The sequence below is a fragment of the Martinezella hainanensis genome, from assembly GCF_900094555.1.
GTDB lineage: Bacteria > Pseudomonadota > Alphaproteobacteria > Rhizobiales > Rhizobiaceae > Rhizobium > Rhizobium hainanense.
This window is the reverse complement of sequence record NZ_FMAC01000007.1, coordinates 214,478-239,954: the sequence shown is the minus strand read 5'-3', so window position 1 is coordinate 239,954 and position 25,477 is coordinate 214,478. Positions and strand designations below refer to the sequence as shown.

Sequence of the window (25,477 nt, the reverse complement as noted above, 5' to 3'; positions counted from 1 at the left end):
TCAGGTGTTGTCATTCTTGCCAAACCAGAAGTCGAGCTCGCGTATGCGGCGCTTGTCATAGGGTTGGTCGGGCGATTTGATCTGCCAGTTGTCATCATTGGCAAGACCGGTCCACTTGGGCGCGCCGCCCTGTTTTTGAACGGATTGTCGCCAGCGATACTGGGCATAGATCTCCATGATCTTGCCGGCATATTGGCTGGCGAGATCGCCGTTGCCGGTGATGATGACGAGATTCTCGTCGTTCACGCCGCTCGCCTTCGGACCCATATTGTGGGAGCCAGTCATGACGATGGGATTGGGACCATATGGATCGACGATGACCACCTTGCTGTGGACCATGGCGTGGGCCGTCGGCAGCTTCAGAACTTCCTTCTGCCAATAGGCAAAACGGCCGGGGATTGCGGCGGGCAGAACGACGTCGGCATTGGCGTCGATCCGTTCGCCTCTGTTGAAGAGCACGACAGGGTTCTTTGCCGTGCCGGGATTCTGGTTGACGACGCCCTGGATGTAGAGATCGGGCTTGAACGAAGGGCTCGACGGAGACGCAAGCTCGATGATGTCGTTGAGAAGCGTACCGCGAGGCCCGGGATTGAACATGGCGAACAGGATGCCCTCCTGGGCGCCGCGGATCAGCTCGCCCGCCTGTTCGAGGTCGAGTCCTTCGCGCATCGGCGTGAACCAGACCGTCGTATTCTTGGCTTTCGGCGTTGTTCTGGGTTCGGCATTGCTTTGATAGAGCGCGGGTGGAGAATCGTTGCCGTCGGAGGCAAGCGTCTTCCACTGGTCGAGGTAGAATTCCGCCACGGCAGGGTTGTCGATCAGAAGCGCATTGTTGGCCTGGGTGCAAAGGCCGGTCATCGTCCAGTTCGTGCTGCCGGTCCACACCGCCTGGGGCGACTTGTCGGCATCGCAGATGACCAGAAATTTATTGTGCGCCAGCGCCCGCGGCGCGCTCATGCGATCCTTGACATCGCAGACGGATAGGTCGGATCGGGCATCCTCGTTTTCGTCATCGCCCTTTTTCTTGACGCTGCCATTGCCAAGCACGATGTGGGCACGTTTCTTGAAGCCCTGCAGCAGGGGAATGAGCTCCGGATCGTCTAGTTCGAACAGGGCGGCATAGATATGGCCGCTATTTGATCTAGCATCGTTCAGGAGCGATACCAGTTTGTCGCGGATCGGACCTGCAAGGAAGCGGCGGATCGGATCGTCCGGAGTTCCGATCGCCTTCTTGAGTTTGGTGGTGGGAGCCTCTTCGGGCAAAGCTCGCGCAAGCCATTGGCTGGCGACGATACCCCGATTGAAATAGCAGCTGACATGGCCACTGGTTTCGGCCCCGATCTGCATGGCATCGCTCCAGTCCGATACGTGATCGGCCGATTCCTGCAGCGCCGTCTCAGGCCCGATTATGGCGGAGACCCGGTAGGCGACGATATCGCCCGGATTGACGGCGAAATCGGACCAGAGATACTTCTGGATCGGCCATTCGGTCGTCGGCTTGCGTGTACCCTCCTCGACGGCCGGCCCATCTGCAAAGCCGACCCAGCTCGCAACGATCTCCTCATGATAGCCATCGGCATCGACATCGGAAACCGTGTTCGGGCTTTGCGGGCTTCCGGCCGCCCGCTTGATCTTCCGTCGCAAGGCGAAGCCACGGCACTGGTCGATGAAATCGCTGCGCCAGGCAATAAGAGCGCTATCGACACCGGGATGCACGATCAGACTTATGTTCATTGTACCTCTCCCTGGATGATTGCTTCGGTTTCTGCAATTGCTGTCGAGTATGAGATTTGCGCTCGCGTTCTGATCTCGCGAGGCCTTGACCGAAAGCCCGTCAGCCGAGTGGAGCTCCGGTCTGGTCGTCGGTTTTCAGCACCTGAACGCTGAAGCGCACGAACAGGGCCATGGTCTCGCCGCCGGTAAATCGAATGAACAGCCCGCCATCGCCATGGACGCGATTGTCGTCGGCGAAGCTGCCGGAGTTGCCCTGCATGAAGTGAATGTCGTGGACGCCGCGTTCCGGGCTGAAGTGAAAGGTCTCGTCGCTTCCCTGGTCCTGAAAATACTCTCCGAAGGCGACGATGACGGCGCTTGTGTCGGCCTTTGCGCGCTCGATCTGTCCGTCCAGCATGTTGGATAGCGACAGCTGTGCCCCGTCGGCTGGAATGGCGGTCATGTCAGCGATCGGGAAAAGCGTGTCGCGAACATAGTCCAGACCCTCGCCATCCGGCCCGGTCTGCAAGGCCTTGAAACCTGTCGGGCCTTGGGCAAGCCCGGCAATATCGTGGCTGCTATTGTCCTTGAAGTCGGGGTCGTAATGAACCAGCACCTCGCTGCCATCAACGGATTGGACATTGACGGCAATGCGGAAATTCTCATCGCCTGCTTTGACCCAGATCTCATAATGCGGTGAGGAACCCGACGGCTTCATCGCGCCATCGGCAACCTTGCCGACGAGGACTCCGTAGGTGCGCTTGGCATTCTTGGGTTTCCGCCGTTCACGTGTCATGAGAAAGGACCTTCATTTGGGGGCTAGAAGATGCTTGCCTGGTCGCCTGCCAATAGCTGTTGCGGCATTTGGACGAGACGCCAGGCCGGATCCGGCGTCAGCACGAAGATCATGTCGAACCGATCGTCGGGCCAAACGGGCGCGTTTATCGCACTTTGCGTCAACGCTGTGACGATCTCATGAATTGCCTTGTGCTCCCAGGCAATGAGCACCACTCCCGCCTGATCCCGGATGGCTTTTGCAAGTTCCGCCTCTTCGCCGCGTGCGTGATCGATATTGACGGTGAGCCCGGTCAGGTCAGCCAGCGGCTGAAGGGTCGACCGAGTGCGGTGGCTGCGATGCTTGTCGTCGGGATGCGCCGCATAAAGTGAGGTCGGCCGTTCGATGGTGCCTTGGGCGCCGCTCGTGCCAAGCGGGCAGAACAGGCGAACCAAAGCGCCGGCCCGCTGCCATCCCCTCACGGTCAGAAAGTTTTCGTTCGGCGTCCCGTCAGGCCGAACGCCCTGGTCCTTGCCGTCGTCCATGGGACGTTCGGCGTGGCGGATAATCATGATCTTGCGTGGCGCCAAGGTAGGGTCCTCAAAATACGTGGATTTCAATGGGCTTTGACAAGCCTGGACGCTTCGTTGTCGATCGTTGCTGCGATTTTGGGAAGGCCAAATTTCGTGGCTTCGCTATGCGCATGAACAAAACAAATTGCCATCGCATATGGAATCGCGGCTTAAATCTCAAAGGGAAAGCTCGGCCAGTGCCTGAGTCGCGATTTCCATTGCTGGTTGATCTTACAGCATTTCGCCTCCCGTTGTCTGCGCCCATTTTTGACAGCCTCAGCTCGCCAAGTCGCAGACAGGTGCTTCTTGTCCCGCTTCGGCTTGATGTTCACGGTCGCCTCTGAAAATCTCCCTGAAGCCGGAATGTAAGCTTGCGTCTCGAATGAAGTGAGGCAAGAGTTCGAAACCCTCGCCGTCGGGTCGGCGCGAAGGGAGGAGTTTCGGCAGGCCGCATGAAAGCACCAAAGAGAATCGGCATTCTGGAAGTCGCCCGGCTGGCTGGCGTGTCTGCGACCACGGTTTCCCGCGTCCTGAATGGACATGCCGACAGCCGCATCAGTCTGGAAACGCAGGAGCGCGTCAAAGCGACGGCAAGCAGCGTCGGCTATGTCGTCAACCGTCTGGCGACATCACTCAGAACCCACAGGACCGGCGTCCTCGGCGCGATCGTCAATAGCCTGTCGGGTCACTATCAACCGCATTTGACAAGCCGCCTCCAGGCGGCAGCGCAGCGCCGGGGCGTCGAGTTGCTGGTGGCGCAGGCCAAGGCCGAGGCCGGCGAAATCGCAGGGCAATTGCAGTTGTTCCAGCAGGATTTCTTCGATGGTGTGATTATGGTCAGCGATCTTCCCGGTCAGCAGGCGCTTTGCGATCATCTTGACCGCATGGGCAAGGCGCATGTGACGCTCGGTGCCGGGTTGATGGGGCCGCTCCCGGCGGTGCTGACGGATGATCGCCACGGCATGGATCTTCTCTTTGACCACCTGAAGGGGCTCGGTCATCGCCGCATCTCCTTCGTTTACCGCATCAGCCGCAGCGCGCTTCGTGATCGCTTGTCGATGTTTGAAGAGGTGGTTGGAAATAGCGCCGGCTCCATGGCCGGCGGCGTCATCTCCTTCGAGAAGGACGAGCGCGACCGCAAGCTCTTTGCAGATCTGCTGGCCTCGCCCGAGCGCCCGACGGCACTCATCTGCGGCAGCGATGGGCTTGCGATCGAGGTCGTTGCGTTCTTGCGCGATCTCGGCCTGCAAATCCCCACCGATATTTCCGTTGTCGGCTATGACAACGTGCCCGACACTGCCTACTGGGCACCACCGTTGACGACCGTTGCCCAGCCGACGGATGCGCTCTGCGAGGCCTCGCTTGACCTCCTGATTGAACTTTCGAACCTCCCGATGGACGCGCGCGTTGCAATGCGTCCGATACGTTTCGTGCCGCCCGAACTTGTCATACGTGCGTCATCGAGCTCGCCTAGCTTGCGGCCATTCTCCCTTGCGTAAAAACGACAGTTTTGAGCGCAAGTGGTCGTATTTCATTTGCGCAAACGTTTGTGCAAAGCTTTAACAGGAGAGTGTGCCGATGTCCGAATTCTTGCTCACCGGCTTCAACAGCCCGGTCACCCGCCGCACGACCCTTCTGATGGGAGCCGCTGCCGGCCTTTCCGCTTTCGTCCCGGCGCTGTCTGCCTCAGCTGATGACAACGCCGACAAGAGGCCGGAACTGCGCATCGCCGTTCAGATGAATCCGGTGTCTCAGGAACCTGTAGATGCCGCCAGCAATGTTGCGTTTCGCAACAACTATTCCATCCACGAGACCGTGCTTGCGCTCGACATGCGCGGCGACTTCTCGGTCAAGCCGAACCTCGCCACGTCCTGGACCTGGATTTCGCCGACCGTGCTCGAAATGAAGCTACGCCCGGGCGTGATCTTCCATGACGGCCGCGAGATGACCGCCGAGGATGTCGCCTTCTCCTTCGGGCCTGAGCGGCTCCTGAACAAGGATGCGCCCGGCTATCCGACCTATCGCACCAATTTCACCAGCCTCGACCACGTCGAAGTGGTCGATCCGCTGACGGTCCGTTTCGTGACCAAGTTCCAGGACCCGATCTTTCTGCAGCGCCTCGCATCCTATGCGGCTGTCGTCATCAGCAAGGATGCCTGGCAGAAGAACGGCGGCAACTGGACGACCTGGCGACAGAAGCCCGTTGGTGCCGGCCCCTACAAGGTCGAAAGCTACACGGCCAATGAGAGCGTCGTTCTCGCCGCGCACGACCAGGCCTATCGCGGCAAGCCGGCCGCCAAGCGGGTAACCCTGCGCATCGTGCCGGAAGTGTCCTCGCGCATCGCGGGCTTGCTCGCAGGTGATTACGATATCGCCACGGACCTGCCGCCCGACCAGCTTTCGGTCGTCACCGCCAGCACCGGCCATGAGATCGTCGGCGGCCCGGTTCCGAACAACCGCATTCTGTTCTTCGACAAGAACAATCCCGCATTGAAGGACCCTCGCGTCCGCCAGGCCCTTATCCTTTCCATCGACCGCCAGGCGATCGTCGACACGATCTGGAATGGTCGCACCAAGGTGCCGAACGGCCTGCAGTTCGAACTTTACGGCCCCATCTATCTCAAGGATTATCCGGCTTACAAATATGATCCGGATCAGGCGATGCAGCTTCTGAAGGATGCCGGCTACAACGGCGAAGAGATCGAAGTCCGCTCGCAGAACAATTACTACACGGCGGAAAATCCGGTCACGCAGGCCGTTGTCGCCATGTGGCAGGCCGTCGGCGTCAACGCCAAGATGAAGTTCGTGGAATCCGGCAAGCTGTTCGACAACTCGCCGACCCGCGCGACCGGCAACTGGTCGAGCACCGGGCAGATCCCCGATCCCTATATTTCCTTCTTCACGCAATTCAGCGCCGCCGGCTCGCTCACCTCGTTCAAGATCTGGCAGAATGCCGACTTCGATGCGCTCGGCGCGAAAATGGAAACGACGGTTGATCCTGCCGACCGCGCCAAGATCTTCCGCGACATGCTGCATCTCATCGAATGGGAAGATCCGGGCGTCACCGTCCTGCATCAGAATGCCGTCTTCTTCGGCGTCCGCAAGGGCATCAAGTGGCAGCCTCTGCCGGCTTTCCAGATGGATCTCGGCGCCGGCAGCCTTGCCTTCGAAGAGCAGAAAAGCTGAGCTGCTTCGCGATGGGCGTTCCCGTTCTTTCCGTCGACAATCTGAGTGTCTCGTTCAGAACGGGCGCCGGGAGGTTTCATCCGGTCAACAATGTCTCCTTCGACCTTGCCGAGGGTGAAATCCTCGGCATCGTCGGAGAGAGCGGATCGGGAAAGAGCCTCAGCTGCCTTGCGCTCGCGGGTCTTCTGGGGGCGACCGCCAGCGCGACGGGCTATATTTCCTTCCAGGACGCCATGTATGACGCGGCCGAGCTCGGTCCGCGGTCGCGGGTAAAGCTGCCGCCGATCGGGCTGATCTTTCAGGAGCCGATTTCCTGTCTCGATCCGGTGCGCACCATCGGTTCCCAGATTGCCGAGGCGGCCGTCAGCGCCGGCATGTCCGCAAAGGAGGCCAGAGCTGAAGCACTCCGGCTCCTGGCGGAGGTCGCGATCCCGCAACCCGAGGCGCGCTACAATGCCTATCCCGCGCAATTTTCCGGCGGCATGTGCCAGCGCGTGATGATCGCGACGGCGCTTGCCATGCAGCCGCGATTGATCATCGCCGACGAACCCACGACGGCGCTTGACGTGACGGTACAGGCGCAGGTCATTGCTCTCCTGGTCAAGGCGGTGCGCGAGCGCGGCATTCCCATGATTTTCATCAGCCACGATCTCGACCTCGTCTCCGAGGTCTGCGACCGTATTGCGGTGATGTATGCGGGGTCGTTGGTCGAGATCAATCGCACCGACGATCTCTACGACAATCCGCGCCATCCCTATACGCGGCTGTTGCTGGAGGCGATGCCCGGACGGGGTAGGCCGCTGGAAAGGCTCGCGGACATCCCCGGCGAGCTGAAACTGCATGATGACCTGCCGCAGGCCTGTGCCTTCGCGCCCCGCTGCCCACGCGCCGAGCCGGGTTGCGCGACGATGGTTCCGCCGTTGATCGCCGGCGCGGCAGCCCTTGCCTGCTTCAATCCATGGAGTTCCCATGATGCCTGAGAAGCAAACCCCCTTCGATGCGCAGGAGGGTACGCTCGCACTTGCCGCTCGCGATCTGCAATTTTCCTATGCGCCCGGCTTTTCCCTTTGGCCGGGCCGGGCGAGGGGATTTCACGCGATCAAGGATGTGAGCCTTGAACTGAAACCCGGCGAGACCCTCGGCCTTGTCGGTGAGTCCGGTTGCGGCAAGTCCACGCTTGCCTCACTGCTCTGCGGCGATCGTATGCCGACATCTGGCGAAATCACGCTGTTCGATCAGCCCTTTCAGAGCCTGATGAAGCCGAACCGGCGTGGTCTGGCAAAACATCTACAGGTCGTTTCGCAGGATACGATGGGTGCGCTCGATCCGCGCCGAAGCGTCGGTCATCAGATGGTGGAGACGCTGGCAATTCATGGCATAGGCTATCCGGCAAGCAGGCTCGATCGCGCCGCAGAGACGTTCAAGGCCGTCAGCCTGCCGGTTTCCGCCTTGCAGAAATTTCCGCATCAGCTCTCCGGCGGGCAGCGCCAGCGCGTCGCCATCGCTCGTGCCCTCGTCGTCGAGCCGCAAATTCTGCTGTGCGATGAACCGGTCTCGGCGCTCGACGTTTCGGTTCAGGCGCAGGTGCTCAATCTCCTGCTCGAGCTGCAGCGCGCACGCGGCCTGTCGCTGCTTTTTATCAGCCATGACGTGCGGGTGGTTCGGCATGTCTCGCATCGCGTCGCGATCATGGAAGCGGGCCGCATCGTCGAGACCGGCCCGACGGATGATGTCTTCGCAAATCCGGCCCATCCCTATACCGCCAAGCTTCTGTCTGCCGTTCCCCGCGGGCGGCGCGGCAGGGTGCGGCGGGCAACGGCCATGCTCGAAACGCTCTGAAGGAACAGCAATGCTTCAATCCATCCTGCGGGCGTTTCTAAGAGCACTCGTGACGCTGTTCCTGGCGATGACCTTCACCTTCGTCATCCTGCGCGTCAGCGGCGACCCGCTGCATTCTCTGTTGCCCATCGAGACGCCGCCGGAAGTGGTGGCGCTGATGCGGCAGCAATGGGGTCTCGACCAGCCGCTCTATATCCAGTATTTCGCCTATCTCGGCCACCTTCTGCGCGGCGATTTTGGTACGTCGCTGCTGAATGGGCAGGATGCGCTGACACTGGTCCTGTCGAAGGTCCCGGCGACGCTGGAATTGATGGGCGCCGCCCTGATATTGGCGTTCGGCGCCGGCGTGCCTTTCGGCATTTTGGCGGCGCGCAATCGCGGCGGCCTGATCGATCGCTTCGTGATGGCGCTTGCGGTGCTGATGCATTCGCTGCCGAATTTCCTGATCGCCATCCTGCTCATCCAGCTTTTTGCCGTCTCGCTGCGGATATTGCCAAGCGGCGGGGGATCGACGGTGGCGCATCTCGTCATGCCCGTTCTGGTCATCGGTCTCTACAACGCCGGCATCATCGCCCGTTTCGTCCGCTCGAGCGTGCTGGAGGTGCTGGGCCAGCGCTTCATATTGGCAGCGCGCGCCAAGCGCATCGGGGAGAGCGCGCTTCTCTGGCGGCACATCATGCCGAATGCGGCCCTGCCGCTTCTGACCATGCTCGGTTTCCTCGTCGGCGGCATGATCGGCGGGGCGGCGGTCGTCGAGAGCGTCTACGCCTGGCCCGGCGTCGGCCGCTTTCTCGTCTCCTCGGTGGCGCAGCGCGATCTGAACATCGTGCAGACCATCGTGCTTCTCATCACGGCGACGATGGTGACGGCCAATCTCATGATCGATTGCCTCTACATTCTCGCCGATCCGCGCTTGCGGCATCGGGCATCGGCCTGATCGGCCGCCTCGAAAGGTATCAGCCATGGCGAATGCAGCGACCGGCGCCGACGTTTCCCCAAAGACCAGATCAGAGAAAACCTTCCGACCCAATCTCCGGTTCGATCTCATGACGGCCATTTGTGCCATCATCCTCGTGACCTTCATCATGGTCGCGATCTTTGCCAATGTGCTTGCGCCCCATGGTTTTGCACAGATCGATCTTCACGCCCGCAAGGCGCCGCCAATCCTGTTCGGCGGTTCGTTCAAGCACATTCTCGGCACGGACGAGCTTGGCCGCGATATTCTGAGCCGTATCTTCTATGGCCTGCGCACCAGCCTGCTGATCGCGCTCGGCGCATCGGCAATCAGCCTGGCGCTCGGCACGGTACTCGGGCTTTTTGCCGCGTTTGGTCGCGGATTTGCCGATATGCTCATCCGCGTCGCGGTCGATTTTCAGGCATCGATGCCGTTCCTCATCATCGCGCTCGCCGTCCTCGCCTTCTTCGGCGACAATCTCTGGCTTTTCATGGCGTTGCTCGGCCTCTACGGCTGGGAGCGTTACGCGCGGCTGGTGCGCACCATGGCCGGGCTGGAACTCGAGCGAGGCTATGTCGCTGCCTTGAAGCGCAATGGTGCGGGAACGGGGCGTATCGCCTTCCTGCATGTGCTGCCCAACATCCTCTCCGTCGTCCTCGTCAACCTGACGATCGTCCTGCCGGAAATCCTGCTGCAGGAATCGGCGCTGAGCTTTCTCGGGCTCGGCATTCAGCCGCCGCTCGTGAGCCTCGGCAGCATGGTGGGTGCGGGCCGCGACTATGTGATGACGGAGTGGTGGATCGCCATCTTGCCGGGCATCGTAATCTTCATCCTGTCGCTGTCGATCAGCCTGATCGGCGACTATCTGCGCGACGTTCTCGATCCGACACTTCATTAGGTTGCCCCGTAAAGAACCGACTTCCAAGGAGACTTGCATTGCCTTTGCCCCTTCACGCTGCTCGTCATGGTTCGCTCCGCATTGCCGCCCATCGCGGCTTCAGCCGGCGCTTCCCGGAAAACACCATTCTCGCCTTCCAGGAGGGTGTGAACGCAGGCGCCAACGAGTGCGAAATCGACCTCATGCTGACGCGTGACGGCAAGATTGCGGTGATCCACGACAGAACGCTCAATCGGACGACAAACGGCTTCGGCTTCGTGGCCGATCACGATCTCGAACACATTCTTTCGCTCGATGCCGGCGCGAAGTTCGACCCGCGCTTTACCGGAACCCGTGTGCCGACGCTTGCCGATACTCTGCTATGGGCCAAACAGACGGATACGCGCCTGGCAATCGAGATGAAGGAGCCCGAACGCGCCGATCGGCTTATCGATATCATGATCGGCACGCTGCGGGAGCTCGACGCTTTCGACCATGTTGCCATATCCTCCTTCGACCATATCGACCTGCTGCGCGTGAAGGAGCGCGAGCCGCACCTGCAGACGGAAGCGATCCTTCACCATCGTCCCGTGGACATTGTCGCCTCGATGCGTGCCGGCGGCATCGATGGCGTCTCGCTGGAGCTGAACCGCTTTCACCGGGCTGATGCCGAGGCACTGCAGGAGGCCGGCATTGCCGTGCGCCTGAGCCTGCCGTTGCCGGAAAAGCTTGCCATGCTCTGGCAGGGCGGCCGCGACCCGCTTCCCATGATCCGAAGCTGCGTCCGGGACCGGCTGGTCGACGCCCTTATCGGCGACGATGTGGATTTCCTGCGGATGCTGGGTGCAAGCGCCTGAAAATATCGGCCGGCGGTCGATGCTTGACTTATTCATAGCTCACCAGCTATTGATTGCATCAATAGCCAAAGAGTTATGAATTGTCATGACCAATGCCCATGATCCTATTTTCCGAGCGCTCGCAGATCCGACGCGGCGGGCGATCTTCGAGCGATTGTGCCGCGCCGGCGATCAGACCGTCGTTGCGCTCACGGCCTATGCCGGGGTGTCCCAGCCGGGCGTTTCGAAGCATCTCGCCGTTCTGAAGCAGGCGGGGCTGGTGTGTGACCGGCACGAAGGGCGCCAGACGCATTATAGCGCGCAACGCAACGCCCTTGCCCCATTGCTTGACTGGACGAGCGAAATGGCCGGCTTCTGGGAGGGTAAGTTCGACGATCTGGAAGACTTGCTCGATCGGATGGATCAATGAAGGCGGTATCGGGCGAAGTGCGCGCTGTCGTCGTCGAGCGTGAAATTGCGCATCCGCCGGAAAAGGTCTGGCGTGCGCTGACCCAGCCGCATCTGATCGCCGAATGGCTGATGAAGAACGACTTCGTTCCCGCCCTTGGCCACCGCTTTACCTTTCGCAGCGACTGGGGCGGTATCCTGGATTGCGAAGTGCTCGTCGTCGAGCCGAACAGCAGGCTGTCTTACCGATGGAATTTTGCGCACGATGATCCGTCTTTCGATCTGAAGAGCGTCGTGACATTCACGCTTATACAGACGGATAAGGGGACACATCTGCGCATGGAGCAGGTCGGCTTCCGACCGGGCCAGAAGCAGGCCTATGGAGGTGCCAAAGCCGGATGGCGGCAGTTCCTTGAAAGACTTGACGAGGTTCTGCGGGAGTGAGTGGGACCCATCGCCGGTAAATTCCCCGATGCAATTGTGGGAGCATATTCCGGCCGCTTGCTTGCATCGGGCTTTTGTCTCCGTGCGGGCAAGTCAACCAGCAGAATTATGAAGTGGATGAGGACATGATCACCGATATCGAGGACTTCTTTACCAAAGGATGCGGACGCTGCGAACGCTTTGCGACGCCGGACTGTTCGACGAGGCTGTGGATTGACGGTTTGAACGAGCTTCGCCGGATCTGTCTGGGAGCGGGTCTCGTCGAGACGGTGAAGTGGGCGCATCCATGCTACATGCATGCGGGGCGCAACATCGTCGTCATCGGTGCCTTTCGCGGTGATTTTCGCGCCAGCTTCTTCAACGCGGCGCTGATGAAGGATCCTGAGGGTGTGCTCGAAAACCAAGGGCAGAATACCCAGCATCCCGATATGATCCGCTTCGTGAGCAATGATGCCGTCGCAAGGATGGAGCCCATAATCCGATCCTACCTGAAGGAGGCAATGGGATATGCGGAGGCCGGCATCAAGCCGCAGAAAGAGGTGGGCGAAATCGAACTGCCTGACGAGTTGATCGAGGCGCTGGATTCCGATCCAGAGTTGGCGGAGGCTTTCCACGACCTGACGCCAGGGCGAAAAAAGAGCTATGTGATCAATCTGAATTCGGTGAAGAAGTCCGAAACGCGAAGCGCGCGGATTGCGAAATTCCGCAATCATATTCTCGCCGGAAAGGGTGCGCTGGAGCGGTAACAGCAATTCGTGAGCGGTTCGTTTGCAACGCGGATATTCGAGATATGCACTGCGTTTCATCGGCGGGTGATGCCCCCCGGGCGAAGCTATTCAGGATTGAGGCTGCCGGGATGAATGCGCAGCGGAAACTTGCCTGTCCTCAATCGTCTCTTCATCGGTTAGGCCGCACGGCTGCGATGCCGCAGGTCAGTTTCGCTTCGGATAATACCACGCATAGCCAAAATGATAACGATCGGGGTCCTTGCCGTAATAATAGGGAAGGGCAATATCCTGCTGCGATGGCAATTGTTCCGCCGCTCCGAATTTCGACGTAAACCATAGCTTCAAGGCATTTGGCATGCTTGACTGATGCCCGTCTCGTTCGTTCCAGACCAGCAGGACCGGCCCAGCTCCTATGGTCTGCCGACTAAGGTCCGATGCAGGATATTCCGTCGATATCACGGCTGTGTGTGGCATGTTCACACGGAGATTGCCCGCCTTGTGCCAGGTCGTCGTCACGACTGCCGAGGGCTGCTTTCCATCTGCGGCAACGATTTTTTCCACGAAGGTCGCATAAGGCGTGTTCAGATGCTCGTAAGAATGGAAAAACCGAGCGAAAAGAATGCCTCCCGCCAGTATCAATGGCAGCGCCACCATCATGACGATGGGTACATAGAGGAACTTCTTTATGTCGGCCCCAAGCTGTTCGCCCGCGGCATCGAGTTTCAGACAGAAGTAGGCCGGCAGCAGAAACAGGAAGGGGAGCAGCCAGCGATCGCGAAACTCCGTGAGCGTTATCACCAGTATCAACACCAGCAAGATCCCGACTGTGCTCGAAAGTATTCTTCCGACGAAATCGCTCCACTCGCTTCTTGCACGCAGCGAACGCAGGAATGACTGACGGAAGAACAGCAGAAAGATTACGCTCGTGGGAGCGACGATTGCGACGCTCGTTTTGACCAGTTCCAGAAGTCCGAAACCGATGTCGGAAAGCTTCCCGCCGGCGCCTTGCTCCGACATGGTATTGACCGTCGTTGTCAGGACGCGGTCCATGTTGGACACCATCCATACGGCATGCGGCAGGAACACGAGACCGGCGATTGCGAGCGTCAGCAGAAGGCGCCAGTCCAGGAGCCTTTTTCGTCCTTCGGGATGAAAGAAGGTCGCGATGAGGACGCTGATGATCACCAGAGCGAAGTTGTACTTGGTGAGCATTCCAAGCCCGGCCCAAAGGCCGATCAGTGCATAGGAGATGAGCGTCGGGCGGCGAATGGTGGCAACGACGAAGTAGATCAGCATCAGCACCGCAAGCAGAGTGCCGACCGTATGCGTCAGGTCTCTCTGCGCCTGCCAGAACATCTGCGGCATCGTCAAGAGCGATAGCGTTCCGACCGCCGCCAGCCTTTTATCGGCCACGAGCAGCCTCAGAAGCTTGTAATAGGCGAGGTAGACGAGGAAAAGCAGAAGATTCTTCACTATGACGAGCGATGCGACACTCGTGCCGAAAACTTCGAAGACGCCGTACTGAATCCAGTTGTAGAGCGGCGGTTGGGCGTCATATCCCCAGGCAAGCCATTGTCCTACGAGGAACTGCTGCGCTTCATCGATGCGCAGTGAGCTGGAGATCGCGATGCGGATGGCCGCCTGCACGATGAAATATATGGCCAGGCTTCCAGGCACCCACCAATATTCGGAGGATGACCTGCTGTCGGCTGACGCAGCCTGCTGATGCGCACCCGCAAAACTGTCTTTTCCCAGAAAGTTCATCCGGTTCTCCGTGCGATTGCCACTATCGTCACACGCGCCATGTCATAGATGTCGCGACGGCACAATCGTTTTCAGTAAGATTTCAAGGGGCGGCATCTCGAGGGCAGATCTGATTTACCAGATATCATTCCTTGGGTAGCCAGGTCGTGAAAGCATCCTCGTCGTTCGTCGCGTTCAGCGCTCCCGTATTACGCTGAGCGAATCCGCCTGGTCAAATAACTGCCTATGGCTGCGGGAATATGAATGCAGCGCCAAGTGCCAACAACATTTTTTCCAGATGCTGCCTTAATCCGCATCGAATTGGTTGTCAAACATACCGAATGTATGTATATAGGAGCCAAGCTTGGGTGAGGGGGAGTTTTCAAACCCCGAGTCCGACCAGCATCCGACACCTTGTGTCGGTACCAGCAGCCCATCGTTCCAATCCGATGCGGCTGCCCACCCCGATCGGTTGACCTCCGATCAAGACGAGAAGGATTCGGCTTTCCCTCCGAATCCTTCTCTTTTTTCAGCTGTGCGGACTTTCGCCTATATTGTGGAACTTTTCCGCCGGCGATCCGGGTCGGGCAAGCGTATGCGTTGCCGGCGTTATATCGAAAGAGGCCGTGCGCCAGTCATGGACCCGACATGACGAGAATAGGCTCTACCTTCCGTGTGGATGTGGACATGGTTGCGCTCCATCGGGAAACGTATGATCCCGTTAAGGCCGATCCCAACGAACTTGCCCCAGAGGTCTATCGCCTGCGTTTCATGCTGCCTGCCGCACCAAGCCCTCGATCTGCCCGCGGAGCCAATGATGCGCCGCATCCCGATCGCGGCGACGATGCCAGGTCTGGACGAAAGGAAAGCTCGGCAGCGCGAAGGGTACCTCGAGGCATAGAAGACCGTGGCCTGACAAATGCTCTATGCTGCGTCGCGCCGTGGTCAATATGAGATCCGTGCCGCGCACGAGGTCCGGCGCGGTCGACCAATGTGGAATCTGAACGGCGATCCGGCGCTTGTGACCCAGTCGCAAGAGCGCTGTGTCGATCTCGCTGCTGTCCTGCAGTGCGACGGAAACCTGAACATGAGGCCGCGACAGATAGGCGGCAAGATCCAGGGGCACAGATGTGGACTTGGCATCCACCAGGCAGGCGAAGCTCTCCTCGAACAGCAGTGTGCTGTTGAGATCGCGATGGCTCGCCTGTTTCAATGTCGGATAGACGCCAACGGCAAGGTCGAGCTCGCCATCCGTCAAGGCGGCAAGAGCTCTCTCTCTGCCGTAGGAGACGATGGTGAGATCAACGAGCGGGGCACTTTGCCTCAGTCGCGAGACAAGGGCTGGTAAGAGAATGGCTGCGCCGTAATCCGAGAGCGACACGCGGAAAAGCCGCTCGGTCTGGCAGATACCGAATAGGGGCTGTTCCACCATGGAACGCACGAGCGCAAGGGCTTCCAACAGCGGCTCGGCGAGCTGCAGTGCTCGCGCGGTTGGCTGCATCCCATCGCTGCCTCTGACCAGTAGCGGATCGTTGAAGATATCCCTCAGCCTTGCCAGGGCGTGGCTGACCGCCGGTTGCGAGCGATTGAGCCGCAAGGCGGCGCGCGAGACGTGGCGTTCTTCGAGCAGCGCCTCCAGGACAAGCAGAAGATTGAGGTCCGACGCGGCGATATTATTCATTTCCTGCATGGGATAGATACCGTCTTTCGATTTCCATTCCCAATATTGATGATCCACATTGAAAGGGAAAGGGGAATTGATCATGAGCCAATCAACAAACAAGGATCTGGGGTTGTCGCATGTCGCGCTTCTGGTGCGCGATCTCGACCGGAGCATCGCTTTCTATGAGGAATTTGCCCGTCTTCACGCCATCCACCGCCGGGAGGCGAGGGAGCCTCTGGACGCTGTCGCATGGATGGCGGACGGTCTGCGTCCCTTTGCGCTCGTTCTCGTCGCCTCGCGCAGCCTGCAGGATACGCCGCTCGGGCCTTTCGGCCATATCGGCATTGCCTGTTCGACACGTGAAGAGGTGCTGTACCAGGCCGATGAAGCCGAACGCCGGGGCATTTTGAGATCGAAGCCGCGCGACGATGGACCTCCGGTCGGTTGCTGGACCTATATCGCCGATCCCGATGGCAATACGCTCGAATTGTCCTTTGGCCAGGAAATCGCGTTCACGACGGAGACGCCGCAGGCGCGGGCCTAGGCCACGCCTCTCTCAACGCACAAGGAACCTTTTGCCGTCGAGCGCTTTTCATTTGACGATCTCAGGAACCAGGTGGTTGTCAATTGTCGCGCTCTTCTCCCCTCGACCGCCAGCAAGCCCGAGCTCTCATCCCACTGGGGTTTCTGAATTTCTTCATGGCCGATGTTCAGGCCGGCATCGGTCCGTTCCTTGGTGTTTTCCTCGTCGCCCATGGCTGGCAAAGCGGATCGATCGGTTCCGTCATGACGATCGGCGGGATCGCGGGCATGGTGATGATGGCACCGGCCGGAGCCTTCATCGATGAGACGACGCACAAGCGCACATGCGTGATCGTGCTGGGTATCTGTACTGTTCTGGCGTCCATGATCATATTGGTGTCGCAGCTCTTCTGGGTCGTAGCGCTATCGCAGGTTGCGACCGCCATTGCCGGCGCCGCGATCGGGCCTGCCCTCAATGGCATCACTCTCGGTATTGTCCGGCAGGCCGGCTTCAATCGGCAGAATGGCTACAATCAGGCGTTCAATCACGCCGGTAACCTGGTCGGTGCCGGACTGTCGGGATGGCTCGGCTGGATGTTCGGGCTTACTGCCGTATTCTGGCTGTCGGCCGTCTTTGGTGTGCTCACCATCATTTCCGTGCTGATGATCCCGGCGGACGCGATCGACGATGATGAAGCGCGTGGCGCGACCCTTGCTGCCGCTGGCCCGCGAGATGAGGCGGAGCCTGCAAGACATCGAAAACCGAGCGGCTTCAAGGTGCTTGCAGAATCGAAACCGCTGCTCATCCTCGCGGGCGCGCTTGCATTGTTTCATCTCGGCAACGGGGCGATGCTGCCGTTGTTCGGGTTGGCCGTCGTCTCCGCCGGTCATGCCGATCCCGCAAGCTTCGTCGCCCTGACCGTGGTGGTGGCGCAGGGCACGATGATCATCACCTCCTTGATCGCGATGCACATGGCGGAAAGGAGAGGGCAATGGCTCGTGCTGCTGGTTTCGTTCCTCTCCTTGCCGATCCGTGGTTTCGTAGCGGCGCATCTGATTACCTCCTGGGGCGTTTATCCCGTTCAGGTTCTCGACGGTATCGGCGCGGGTCTGCAGAGCGTTACCGTGCCAACGCTCGTCGCCCGTATCCTTAACGGAACCGGCCGCATCAATGTCGGCCAGGGCGTCGTCATGACCATGCAAGGGGTCGGCGCATCCCTGAGCCCGGCGATCGGCGGCTGGCTGGCGCAGGAGATCGGCTATGGCGCGATGTTCACGATCCTCGGCAGCTTCGCACTCGGGTCGATCGCGCTTTGGGTCGGATTTCACGGCCTGCTGCGGGCGGCCGCTTCAGTACCGGGGTCGCCTGAGGGCGTTCTACTCTCCGGCGATTGATTGCCTATCCCCACCCTATCATTGCGATGGGAGAGCACTATCGTCCGGCGTCTCTCTGAGTGTTCCGATCAATCCAACTTGACGGTAGCCCGACCGCTTGTGAGATCCTGGATGTTGCCGACGATCCGTTCGACAATCGAGGCGCCTATGGTCACACTAAGCACGGCTCCGGATTCGGTGAAGCGTTCCTCCAGAATCTGAACGCCGACCTCGGCGAGAAGTTTTGCTTTTACGAGAGCAAGATGGGAAAACTGCACATCGATCGTCACGGTGACTGTCGGGAGGATTTCTCTTTTCTCCGCGCCTTGCAGACATATCGCGGCGGTGCCGCCATAGGCGCGGATCAATCCGCCAGCACCCAAAAGAGTGCCACCGAACCAGCGCGTCACGACGACGGCCACCATATCCAATTCGAAACCGTCGATCGCCTGGAGGATCGGCTTGCCGGCCGTACCGCTCGGCTCGCCATCATCGCTGAAGCGATAGTTCTGTCCGACACGCCAAGCCCAGCAATTGTGATTGGCATCCATGATCGAGTGCTGCGCGACAAACGCCTTTGCAGCGTCGATATCGGCAATCGGCGCGGCTGTTGCAACGAACCGGCTTCGCTTGACTTCCTGATGGGCGGTGGCGATCGAAACGAGCTCAAACATATGGCCTCTTAGCCAATTTCGTACACTATGCGAAGAGGCAGTCGCGGCCGTCCGGGAAGATATGCGCTGGCGTGCTGCGCGGGTGAAATGAAACTAGTCCTTGCCGCTTTTGTCAGGGTGAATTGAGATGGCCGATGGACGCTATCCAAGGCCTTCGACCGTACAGCCAAGGCTCGCTGTGCATGATGCAGGCGAGAGGAGCTCTGCCTCATTGTCGTGAGGCAGAGCAGAGAGCCTTATCGGCGCCTCGTGCGAAACTTTGTTGGGGGCGCAAGTATTCGCACGCACATAGGCTACAACGGCTAGCTGAAACGTAGCTGAGGCCATGGAGCTGGATGACTTCAGTCCTATTCGATCTAAAATCTGAATTCACTCTGAAATCAAAGAAATAGAGCATGAGGTCGCCCGAAAATCATCCACACTTTTCGGTATTCTGTTCTAGCTGCAAGCGGCAGCCAAGAGGCCGGTCCACGTCACGGCAGCGAGATCGTCTCCCTCTGCCGTGAGCGACACGATGCAACTTTGTGACTACTTTGCCGCGGCCCTCGACATGCCGGCCTGCAGATCCGCCTCGTCGGCAACGATGGAGGCAGCCTCGTTCTGCAGGATATCCTTTGCGTTCTTGCGGGCCTTTTCGATGGCGATATCGGCGCTCAGGCTGCGCTCATTGGCCTGCAGGCCATCATCTTCGCCGGTATCGATGCCATCATTCACCTGTCCGCGCGACTTGAGACGACTTGCCTGGGCAGTCAGCTCGTTGCGGCGTTCGGTTTCGTTGAGAGAAATGACCTTCTTGTCGCGCTGTTCTTTCAACGTGGTGACGTCCTCCACGAAGCGCTGGTATTCCGGGTCATCCTTCACTCGCGCGTCATGGCGGCTTTGCAATTGCGGCAGCAGTGCCTGGATGTCTCCCCAGGGCTTATAGTTCGCGGGCTTTACTTGCGTCCACGGCAGTGCGTTGTCGTAGCTCGACTCGCCGAAAGTCTTGAGGTCGGAAAGCCCCGGCAGGCTGATATCCGGCGTCACGCCGCGCAACTGTGTCGTACCGCCGTTGACGCGGAAGAATTGAGCGACCGTCAGCTTCAGCTCGCCGAATTTCGGTTTCTGATTGTGGGCCACCTGATCGAGATTGACCACGGTTTGCACCGTGCCCTTGCCGAAGCTGGGTTCGCCGATGATCACGCCGCGACCGTAATCCTGGATCGCTGCTGCAAAGATCTCGGAGGCCGATGCCGAGCCGCGATTGATCAGCACGCCGACGGGGCCGGTCCAGGCCGGGGCGGCAAGATCATCGCTCTCGACCTCTACTTCGCCGCCGGCGTCGCGCTGCTGGACGACCGGACCCTTGCCGACGAACAGGCCCGTCAGGTCGATTGCTTCGGCCAGCGAGCCGCCGCCATTGTTGCGCAGGTCGATCAGCACTCCGTCGACCTTCTCCTGCTTCAACTCGCCGAGAAGCTTGGCGACGTCGCGGCTGGCGCTGCGGTAATCCTTGTCGCCCTTGCGCCGTGCTTCGAAATCTTCATAGAAAGCCGGCAGGGTGATCACGCCGATCCTGCGCGTGGTATTGCCGTCTTTCACCGACAGGATCGTCTGCTTGGCGGCCTGCTTGTCGAGACTGATCTTGTCGCGTACGAGGCTGATGACGTGATGCTTGCCATCCGGCCCGGCATCACCAGGCAAAATGTCAAGGCGCACGACCGAACCCTTGGCGCCGCGTATCATCTGCACGATTTCATCGAGCCGCGTGCCGACGACTTCCTTTATCGGGCCGTTCTCGCCTTGACCGACGCCGATGATGCGATCGCCGACCGCAAGCTTGCCGGACAGCTGTGCCGGGCCGCCGGCGACCAGTTCGCGGATCGTGGTATAGTCGTCCCTTTCCTGCAGGACTGCGCCGATACCGACCAGCGAGAGTTTCATCGAAATATCGAATTCGGCCGAGGCGGTCGCGCCGAAATAATCGGTATGCGGGTCGACCGACGTCGTGTAGGCGTCCATGAATGTCTGGAAGACATCGTCGTTTTTGTATTTATAGGCGCGCTCGAGGGAGTTTTCGTAGCGTTTGTCGAGCGTATCGCGAATGGCGGCATCATCCTTGCCGGCAAGTTTCAGGCGCAGCCAGTCGTTCTTGACGCGTTTGCGCCAGAGATCGTTGCTTTCCGCTTCGGTCTGTGGCCAAGGCTCCTTGTCGCGCACCAGCGAGTAGTCTTCCTTGGTGGTGAAATCAAACTTTTGATTGAGCAGGCTGCGCGCATAGGTCATGCGGTCGACGACACGCTGCTCGTACACATTGAAAATGGAAAACGGGATATTCAGGTCTTCCTGATTGATGGCGTCATCGATCTTGGTGCTGCCCGCCATGAACTTGTCGATATCGCTCTGCAGAAAGATGACGCGATCCGGATCGAGGGACTTGATGAAGCGATTCATGATCCTGGCAGACAGGACGTCGTCCAGGGGAACGGGCTTATAGTGGAAGCGTTGCAGAAACTGCGCTGTCAAATGAGCAGCTTGCGCCTGCTGCGGCAGCGGTGTCAAAACTGGCGGTGAACCGGCTTCCAGAGCATATGCCGATGAGGCAAATGCCAGGAACAGGCAGAGGAAACCATATTTCGTACGCATCAAGTCTTGGCCCGATTCTCAACGTTAAATGTTCAATCTATAATCTAGGTGGAACAATTATGGTTTTTTGGCAACCAGACAGATGCTTTCCTTTGGGAAAGATTTTCGAAACATTTGCGTGAAGCGAGTGTGACGACCCTCAACGAATTCGAAGCTAGGGGTGCCGAAGTCGACCTTCGAATGCCGGAGACGGCGCCGCGCAAGCTGTTCGATAGCTGTGCCGAGGTAGGCTTGGCGGGATCACTCTCGGATCGGCGGCTCATCCTTCGGTCGAGAGACGGCTGGGTAGTGCAACAGCGAGCGCCGCGATGATTGAGGCTGGCGGGGATGACATGATAATGCGCAACCGTCACCGGTCGTGCGATAGTCGTTCGATCTTGGATTTCGCGGGCAATATGCGGCCTGGAATGGCTGCCAAAAAATACAGCCTGCAATAAAATAGAAAAGAAGAAGACCCGGAGGGAAACCAGGTCTTCTTCCGTCTCTGATCGGAGGTCTAGTTCAGATCAGATTAGAAGCTACGCTCGAAGCGGAGGATACCTGCCCACTGGTCCTGATTGATGGAGTCCCAGTTGGTGTAGGTAACTTCCGGCTCGACCAGAAGGTTCTTGACCGGCTTGAACTTGAGGTTCGTTGTTGCCGAGAAGATCTTCGAGTCGGTGTAGGCGACCTGGAAGTTCCACTTCAGCTTTTCGTTGATCGGAACGCTTGCGCCGCCCCAAACTGCCCAGTCGCCCCAGCCGATACCGGAGGCAGCGCCACCGCCGTTCGCGCCGGCATACTTGTTGAGCTTGCTGCCGTCGGTGTTCCAGCCACCCATGACGAAGGCCGAGAAGACGCCGAAGTCAGCATCGACACGAGCCTTGATAGCACCTTCTTCGACGATCGAGTCGTAGCCGCCGACGACCTTGAAGCCCCATGCGCCGGACTTGAAGCCAGCACCGGCAACAACGTCAGGAGCGTAGTGATCCGAGCTGTCTTCGCCATTCGAGCCAGTTGCGCCCGAGCCGGAGTTCGTGTCTTCGAGCGAGATCACAGCCGAGAAGCCGTTGCCTGCGTCGTAGTTGTAGGTGATCTGGTTGAGTTCGTACGGGCCGTCATAAACAACGTCGTCGTTGATGACGTCGCCGGCATAACCGGTGAAGACGTTGAACTGCGAGTCTTCCTTACCAACGAGGAAACCACCGAGGCTGATGCTGGCGTGCAGCAGGTTGGTGGACGTCGCGTTGCCGTCGTTCCAGTCCCAACGCAGCTCGGTGTTGGTCTTCAGCGGGCCGTATTCGGTGTCGGTTGCCGTCTGCAGCTGCAGCTCAGCACGGGTATGCCACTTCGTGCCGAAGCGAGCGCTCGGGTTGTAGGGGTCGTACCACTGACCTTCGGTACGAACCTTACCGCCGATCTTGAGGCAGGTTTCGCTGCCCGGGATGAAGAAGTAACCTGCACCGTATGCGTCGCAGATGCGGACATATTCCAGGGGCTCCGGCTCGGCAGCGACAACAGCGTCAGCCGCGTGAGCACCGGATACTGCTGCAAGGGCAGCAGCGGAGCCGAGAAGAAGGCTCTTGATATTCATTTTTTCTCCAATCGATTTGCCAGACCGGAATGCAGTCGGAGGATCTCCACCACGTTCATCCGGCCGTTCCCTCTTACCGAAAGCCCGAAAGACTTCCGTGCAGGCAAGCTAACGAGGCTGCTGGCACATCGGAATAGAATAATTCGCAGTTGTTATGTATTTCTCTTCATAAATTCGTCACAGATGCAAAATTACACCAGAAACTAACGCGATCTTAGTATGTATATCAAGTATATTAGATAGATATACTTAATAAACATTCCAAATGTATGTTATTTTTGGCAAAATCTCCAAAATATAGTAAGTTATACATACAAACTATATGCCGGAAATGCATGGGCGAATCGCGTTGTGCCGACCACCATTAGTCGACACCGTCTTACGCAAACTCGTTCAGATGCCTTGTCCAAGGATAAATGCGGACCGTGCTGATGACTTCCGGTCTATTTGCGATCGTGGGGAAACGGCGGCCTGGTTTAAAAGAAAACGGCTCCAAAACGCCGAAACGTTTTGAAACCGTCGAAGCAGATACGCTTGCGTCTAATGGGCTTCCGCGGAGATCAACGGCACTTCCGCGCCCTTGGCGTCATAAAGCCTGCCGTTCAGGAAATAATCGCCGTCATGCAGGCTGGCGATATCCTGATATCGGATCAGGCGCTCGGTTCCAGCAACGAAAACCGATTGTTGATCCGAGTTGCCGGTTGTCAGATGGTTGAATAGTAGGTTCAGCGTGATTGCCATCAGGGCGGCGGAACTGATGCCGGAGTGGAAGATGGTGACGACCCATGCCGGAAAATGCTCGTAGAAGCCCGGCGAGGCGATCGGGATCATGCCGAAACCGATCGAGGTTGCCACGATGATGAGGTTCATGTTGTTCTCGTAGTCGACCTTGGCGAGTGTGCGAATACCGCTCGCAGCGACGGTGCCGAACAGGACGAGGCCTGCTCCTCCAAGGACGGAACTCGGAACGGCAGCGACGATGCGGCCGACGATCGGCAGCAGGCCGAGGGCGACGAGAAAGAGGCCGCCGGTTGCCACGACAAATCGGCTCTTGATGCCGGTCACGGCCACGAGGCCGACATTCTGGGCAAAGGCGCTCTGCGTGAAGGATCCGACGACAGGCGCCAGGATGCTGGAGAGCATATCGGCGCGCAGACCGTTGCCGAGCCGGCGCGCATCAACCTTGGTGCCGACGATCTCGCCGACGGCGAGGATATCCGCGGAGGTCTCGACCAGCGTCACCATGATGACGATGCACATCGAGATGATCGCCGCCATGTCGAACACGGGATAGCCGAAATGGAAGATCTGTGGCAGGGCGACGAAGGGGCCGTTCATCACCCGGGAGAAATCCGTTAAGCCGACCGCATAGGCGATGCCCGTGCCGATGACGATGGCGAGCAGGATCGAGAGCCTCGATATGGCAGAACTGCCCAGCTTGCTGAGCAGCAGCACGATCATGAGCGTCACGGCCGCAAGCAGAATGTTGGCCTGACTGCCGAAATCCGGCGCGTTCCGGTTGCCACCCATCGCCCAACTCGCTGCAACCGGCATGAGCGTGAGACCGATGGTGGTAATGACGATGCCGGTGACGATCGGCGGAAAGAAGCGTGTGATGCGGGAAAAGACGGGCGTGATGAGGAGCCCGATGAACGACGCCGCAATGACTGCGCCAAGAACGGTCTGGATGCCGCCATGTCCGGTGATGGCGATCATCGTCGCGACGCCCGAAAAGGATACGCCCTGCACGAGGGGAAGGCGGCTGCCGAAAAACGGTATTCCAATCGTCTGCAGCATAGTCGCGAGACCGCCGGCAAACAGCGATGCGGTCACAAGCAGGCCGACGTCGGCCGGTGTAAGGCCAGATGCCTGGCCGATGATCAACGGAACGGCAACGATGCCGCCATACATGGTCAGGACATGTTGAAGACCATAGGCCAGATTGGCACCAAGGCTGAGCTTTTCATCTTCAGGCGATAGGCGTGCGGTATTTTCCTCTGAGGCTGCTGCCAAGGTAATCTCCTCCATACCTTTGCGTTTCTCGTTTCCTCCAAACGAGCCTTGCACGTTACGGTGTGCGCCGTGTCATGACTTTATAGAAAAATGCGAAACACCTTACCAGAAGGCCATGCCCGCGTTGGTTTGGTTGGTCGACCACAGTCTTCCGCCGGTGGAGCGGGCAAGCGGAAAAATCCCATGCCGCCGAGACGGGCAACTTCATATCGGCCGTGTCGACATAATTGACGATGCGGCCATTGAGGTCGGTTCAGTCTCGGGAAAGACTATATGTGCAGAAACATATAGTCCATTTTCCGGTTCGAGTATCATTCAGAAGATTTGGGTAGGGTATAATGAGCGAATATCAAAACAAGGCAGTCAGGCTACTTGCGTCGATCGTCGGCGACGAGTCCCTATTAGATCTGAATGATCGTCGCGATGCGTTTTTGTATCGAGCCTTGGAGCTCTATTTCGCAGCTGACGGTGCCGAAGATGCAATCCAGCCGATCGTCGAGAAAGTCTATTCGAAGAACAAGCCACGCGTGGATAAAGCCGTTGGCGATGTGCTCTATAAATTGGCCGGCATCGGTCACGCCGCCGACATCGATATCATACAGGCAGCTTATAATAAGCTTGATGAGACGAAGTAGAAACTTGCAGGCGAGACCTCTCATCCTTCCTGATAGGAGCGTTGGCTTTCCTTCATCGGTGGCTGCAGAGTTGCAGGAAAAACTCGTTCGATCCTCCTGATACCTCGCGTTCCAGAACCGCCTGTCCATCTTCCCGATAGGATAGCGGGCTTGGACCCTGCTGCGAGCCTTTGAGGGTCGACACACGCATCGTGCATTTCCTTCCATATCATGGCAACTATCTTGCGCGCAGACAGGTTCTCTATCTCGAACTTGCGCACCCCTTGCACGCCCTTGCTGATATTCTGAGCGTCAACGATTTGAGGCGCCGCAGGAGGGGAAA

The 25,477-nt window shown here is 58.8% G+C and carries 22 protein-coding genes; 13 read left to right on the top strand and 9 right to left on the bottom strand.

The window, feature by feature from the left end; translation table 11 throughout:
- The 3 genes from GA0061100_RS22545 to GA0061100_RS22535 form a co-directional block, all read right to left on the bottom strand.
- The gene (locus GA0061100_RS22545; protein ID WP_075854972.1) at window positions 1-1,734 is read right to left on the bottom strand and encodes a phospholipase D-like domain-containing protein; all 1,734 of its coding nucleotides are present in this window, start codon (window positions 1,732-1,734) and stop codon (window positions 1-3) included.
- A gap of 100 nt (window positions 1,735-1,834) precedes the next feature.
- Complete coding sequence (locus tag GA0061100_RS22540; RefSeq protein ID WP_075854971.1) at window positions 1,835-2,509, bottom strand: DUF2278 family protein; 675 nt, start codon at window positions 2,507-2,509, stop codon at window positions 1,835-1,837.
- 23 nt (window positions 2,510-2,532) lie between these two features.
- Window positions 2,533-3,078: a hypothetical protein gene (locus GA0061100_RS22535; RefSeq protein ID WP_083961423.1), complete on the bottom strand. Its 546-nt coding sequence runs from the start codon at window positions 3,076-3,078 to the stop codon at window positions 2,533-2,535.
- A 434-nt stretch (window positions 3,079-3,512) separates the two neighbouring features.
- Between GA0061100_RS22535 and GA0061100_RS22530 the strand changes: the two genes are divergently transcribed.
- From GA0061100_RS22530 to GA0061100_RS22485, 10 genes are all read left to right on the top strand, one after another.
- Window positions 3,513-4,559: a LacI family DNA-binding transcriptional regulator gene (locus GA0061100_RS22530; protein WP_244557921.1), complete on the top strand. Its 1,047-nt coding sequence runs from the start codon at window positions 3,513-3,515 to the stop codon at window positions 4,557-4,559.
- 79 nt (window positions 4,560-4,638) lie between these two features.
- On the top strand, window positions 4,639-6,246 hold the full coding sequence (locus tag GA0061100_RS22525) for an ABC transporter substrate-binding protein (RefSeq protein WP_075854970.1): 1,608 nt from the start codon (window positions 4,639-4,641) through the stop codon (window positions 6,244-6,246).
- 11 nt (window positions 6,247-6,257) lie between these two features.
- On the top strand, window positions 6,258-7,226 hold the full coding sequence (locus tag GA0061100_RS22520; protein WP_075854969.1) for an ABC transporter ATP-binding protein: 969 nt from the start codon (window positions 6,258-6,260) through the stop codon (window positions 7,224-7,226).
- A complete protein-coding gene (locus GA0061100_RS22515; protein WP_075855122.1) occupies window positions 7,219-8,085 on the top strand; it encodes an ABC transporter ATP-binding protein in 867 nt (288 codons plus the stop codon). The genes GA0061100_RS22520 and GA0061100_RS22515 overlap by 8 nt, the downstream gene beginning before the upstream one ends.
- Before the next feature lie 10 nt (window positions 8,086-8,095).
- Window positions 8,096-9,022 (top strand): ABC transporter permease, encoded by a 927-nt coding sequence (locus GA0061100_RS22510; protein WP_075854968.1) that lies wholly within the window; start codon window positions 8,096-8,098, stop codon window positions 9,020-9,022.
- Between the two features lie 25 nt (window positions 9,023-9,047).
- On the top strand, window positions 9,048-9,938 hold the full coding sequence (locus GA0061100_RS22505; protein ID WP_075854967.1) for an ABC transporter permease: 891 nt from the start codon (window positions 9,048-9,050) through the stop codon (window positions 9,936-9,938).
- A 38-nt stretch (window positions 9,939-9,976) separates the two neighbouring features.
- Window positions 9,977-10,774, top strand: coding sequence for a glycerophosphodiester phosphodiesterase (locus tag GA0061100_RS22500; RefSeq protein ID WP_075854966.1), 798 nt, complete (start codon window positions 9,977-9,979; stop codon window positions 10,772-10,774).
- Window positions 10,775-10,859: 85 nt separating this feature from the next.
- A complete protein-coding gene (locus GA0061100_RS22495) occupies window positions 10,860-11,183 on the top strand; it encodes an ArsR/SmtB family transcription factor (RefSeq protein ID WP_075854965.1) in 324 nt (107 codons plus the stop codon).
- Window positions 11,180-11,605, top strand: coding sequence for an SRPBCC family protein (locus tag GA0061100_RS22490; protein ID WP_075854964.1), 426 nt, complete (start codon window positions 11,180-11,182; stop codon window positions 11,603-11,605). Before GA0061100_RS22495 ends, GA0061100_RS22490 begins: the two co-directional genes overlap by 4 nt.
- A gap of 125 nt (window positions 11,606-11,730) precedes the next feature.
- A complete protein-coding gene (locus GA0061100_RS22485; protein ID WP_075854963.1) occupies window positions 11,731-12,351 on the top strand; it encodes a YdeI/OmpD-associated family protein in 621 nt (206 codons plus the stop codon).
- A 186-nt stretch (window positions 12,352-12,537) separates the two neighbouring features.
- Here the strand turns inward: GA0061100_RS22485 and GA0061100_RS22480 are convergent, their stop codons facing one another.
- Together GA0061100_RS22480 and GA0061100_RS22475 are read right to left on the bottom strand one after the other, a co-directional pair.
- Window positions 12,538-14,097, bottom strand: coding sequence for a glycosyltransferase family 39 protein (locus GA0061100_RS22480; RefSeq protein ID WP_083961422.1), 1,560 nt, complete (start codon window positions 14,095-14,097; stop codon window positions 12,538-12,540).
- Window positions 14,098-14,845: 748 nt separating this feature from the next.
- Window positions 14,846-15,766 carry a LysR family transcriptional regulator gene (locus GA0061100_RS22475; protein ID WP_075855120.1) on the bottom strand — a complete coding sequence of 307 codons (921 nt, stop codon included), beginning with the start codon at window positions 15,764-15,766 and terminating at the stop codon, window positions 14,846-14,848.
- Window positions 15,767-15,839: 73 nt separating this feature from the next.
- On the opposite strand from GA0061100_RS22475, the gene GA0061100_RS22470 reads away from it, so the two are divergent.
- Both GA0061100_RS22470 and GA0061100_RS22465 read left to right on the top strand, forming a co-directional pair.
- The gene (locus GA0061100_RS22470) at window positions 15,840-16,283 is read left to right on the top strand and encodes a VOC family protein (protein WP_075854962.1); all 444 of its coding nucleotides are present in this window, start codon (window positions 15,840-15,842) and stop codon (window positions 16,281-16,283) included.
- Between the two features lie 155 nt (window positions 16,284-16,438).
- Complete coding sequence (locus GA0061100_RS22465) at window positions 16,439-17,656, top strand: MFS transporter (RefSeq protein WP_244557919.1); 1,218 nt, start codon at window positions 16,439-16,441, stop codon at window positions 17,654-17,656.
- 68 nt (window positions 17,657-17,724) lie between these two features.
- On the opposite strand, the gene GA0061100_RS22460 is transcribed toward GA0061100_RS22465, so the two are convergent.
- The 4 genes from GA0061100_RS22460 to GA0061100_RS22445 all read right to left on the bottom strand — a co-directional run bounded on the left by GA0061100_RS22460 (window position 17,725) and on the right by GA0061100_RS22445 (window position 24,535).
- Window positions 17,725-18,309, bottom strand: coding sequence for an IMPACT family protein (locus GA0061100_RS22460; protein WP_075854960.1), 585 nt, complete (start codon window positions 18,307-18,309; stop codon window positions 17,725-17,727).
- A 528-nt stretch (window positions 18,310-18,837) separates the two neighbouring features.
- A complete protein-coding gene (locus GA0061100_RS22455; RefSeq protein ID WP_075854959.1) occupies window positions 18,838-20,934 on the bottom strand; it encodes a carboxy terminal-processing peptidase in 2,097 nt (698 codons plus the stop codon).
- Window positions 20,935-21,445: 511 nt separating this feature from the next.
- On the bottom strand, window positions 21,446-22,507 hold the full coding sequence (locus tag GA0061100_RS22450) for a porin (RefSeq protein ID WP_075854958.1): 1,062 nt from the start codon (window positions 22,505-22,507) through the stop codon (window positions 21,446-21,448).
- Between the two features lie 540 nt (window positions 22,508-23,047).
- Window positions 23,048-24,535, bottom strand: a complete 1,488-nt coding sequence (locus GA0061100_RS22445) for a nucleobase:cation symporter-2 family protein (protein WP_425298695.1) — start codon at window positions 24,533-24,535, stop codon at window positions 23,048-23,050.
- Window positions 24,536-24,858: 323 nt separating this feature from the next.
- Here GA0061100_RS22445 and GA0061100_RS22440 point away from each other — a divergent pair, with 323 nt between their 5' ends.
- The gene (locus tag GA0061100_RS22440; RefSeq protein ID WP_244557918.1) at window positions 24,859-25,155 is read left to right on the top strand and encodes a hypothetical protein; all 297 of its coding nucleotides are present in this window, start codon (window positions 24,859-24,861) and stop codon (window positions 25,153-25,155) included.
- The last annotated feature ends 322 nt before the right edge of the window (window positions 25,156-25,477 follow it).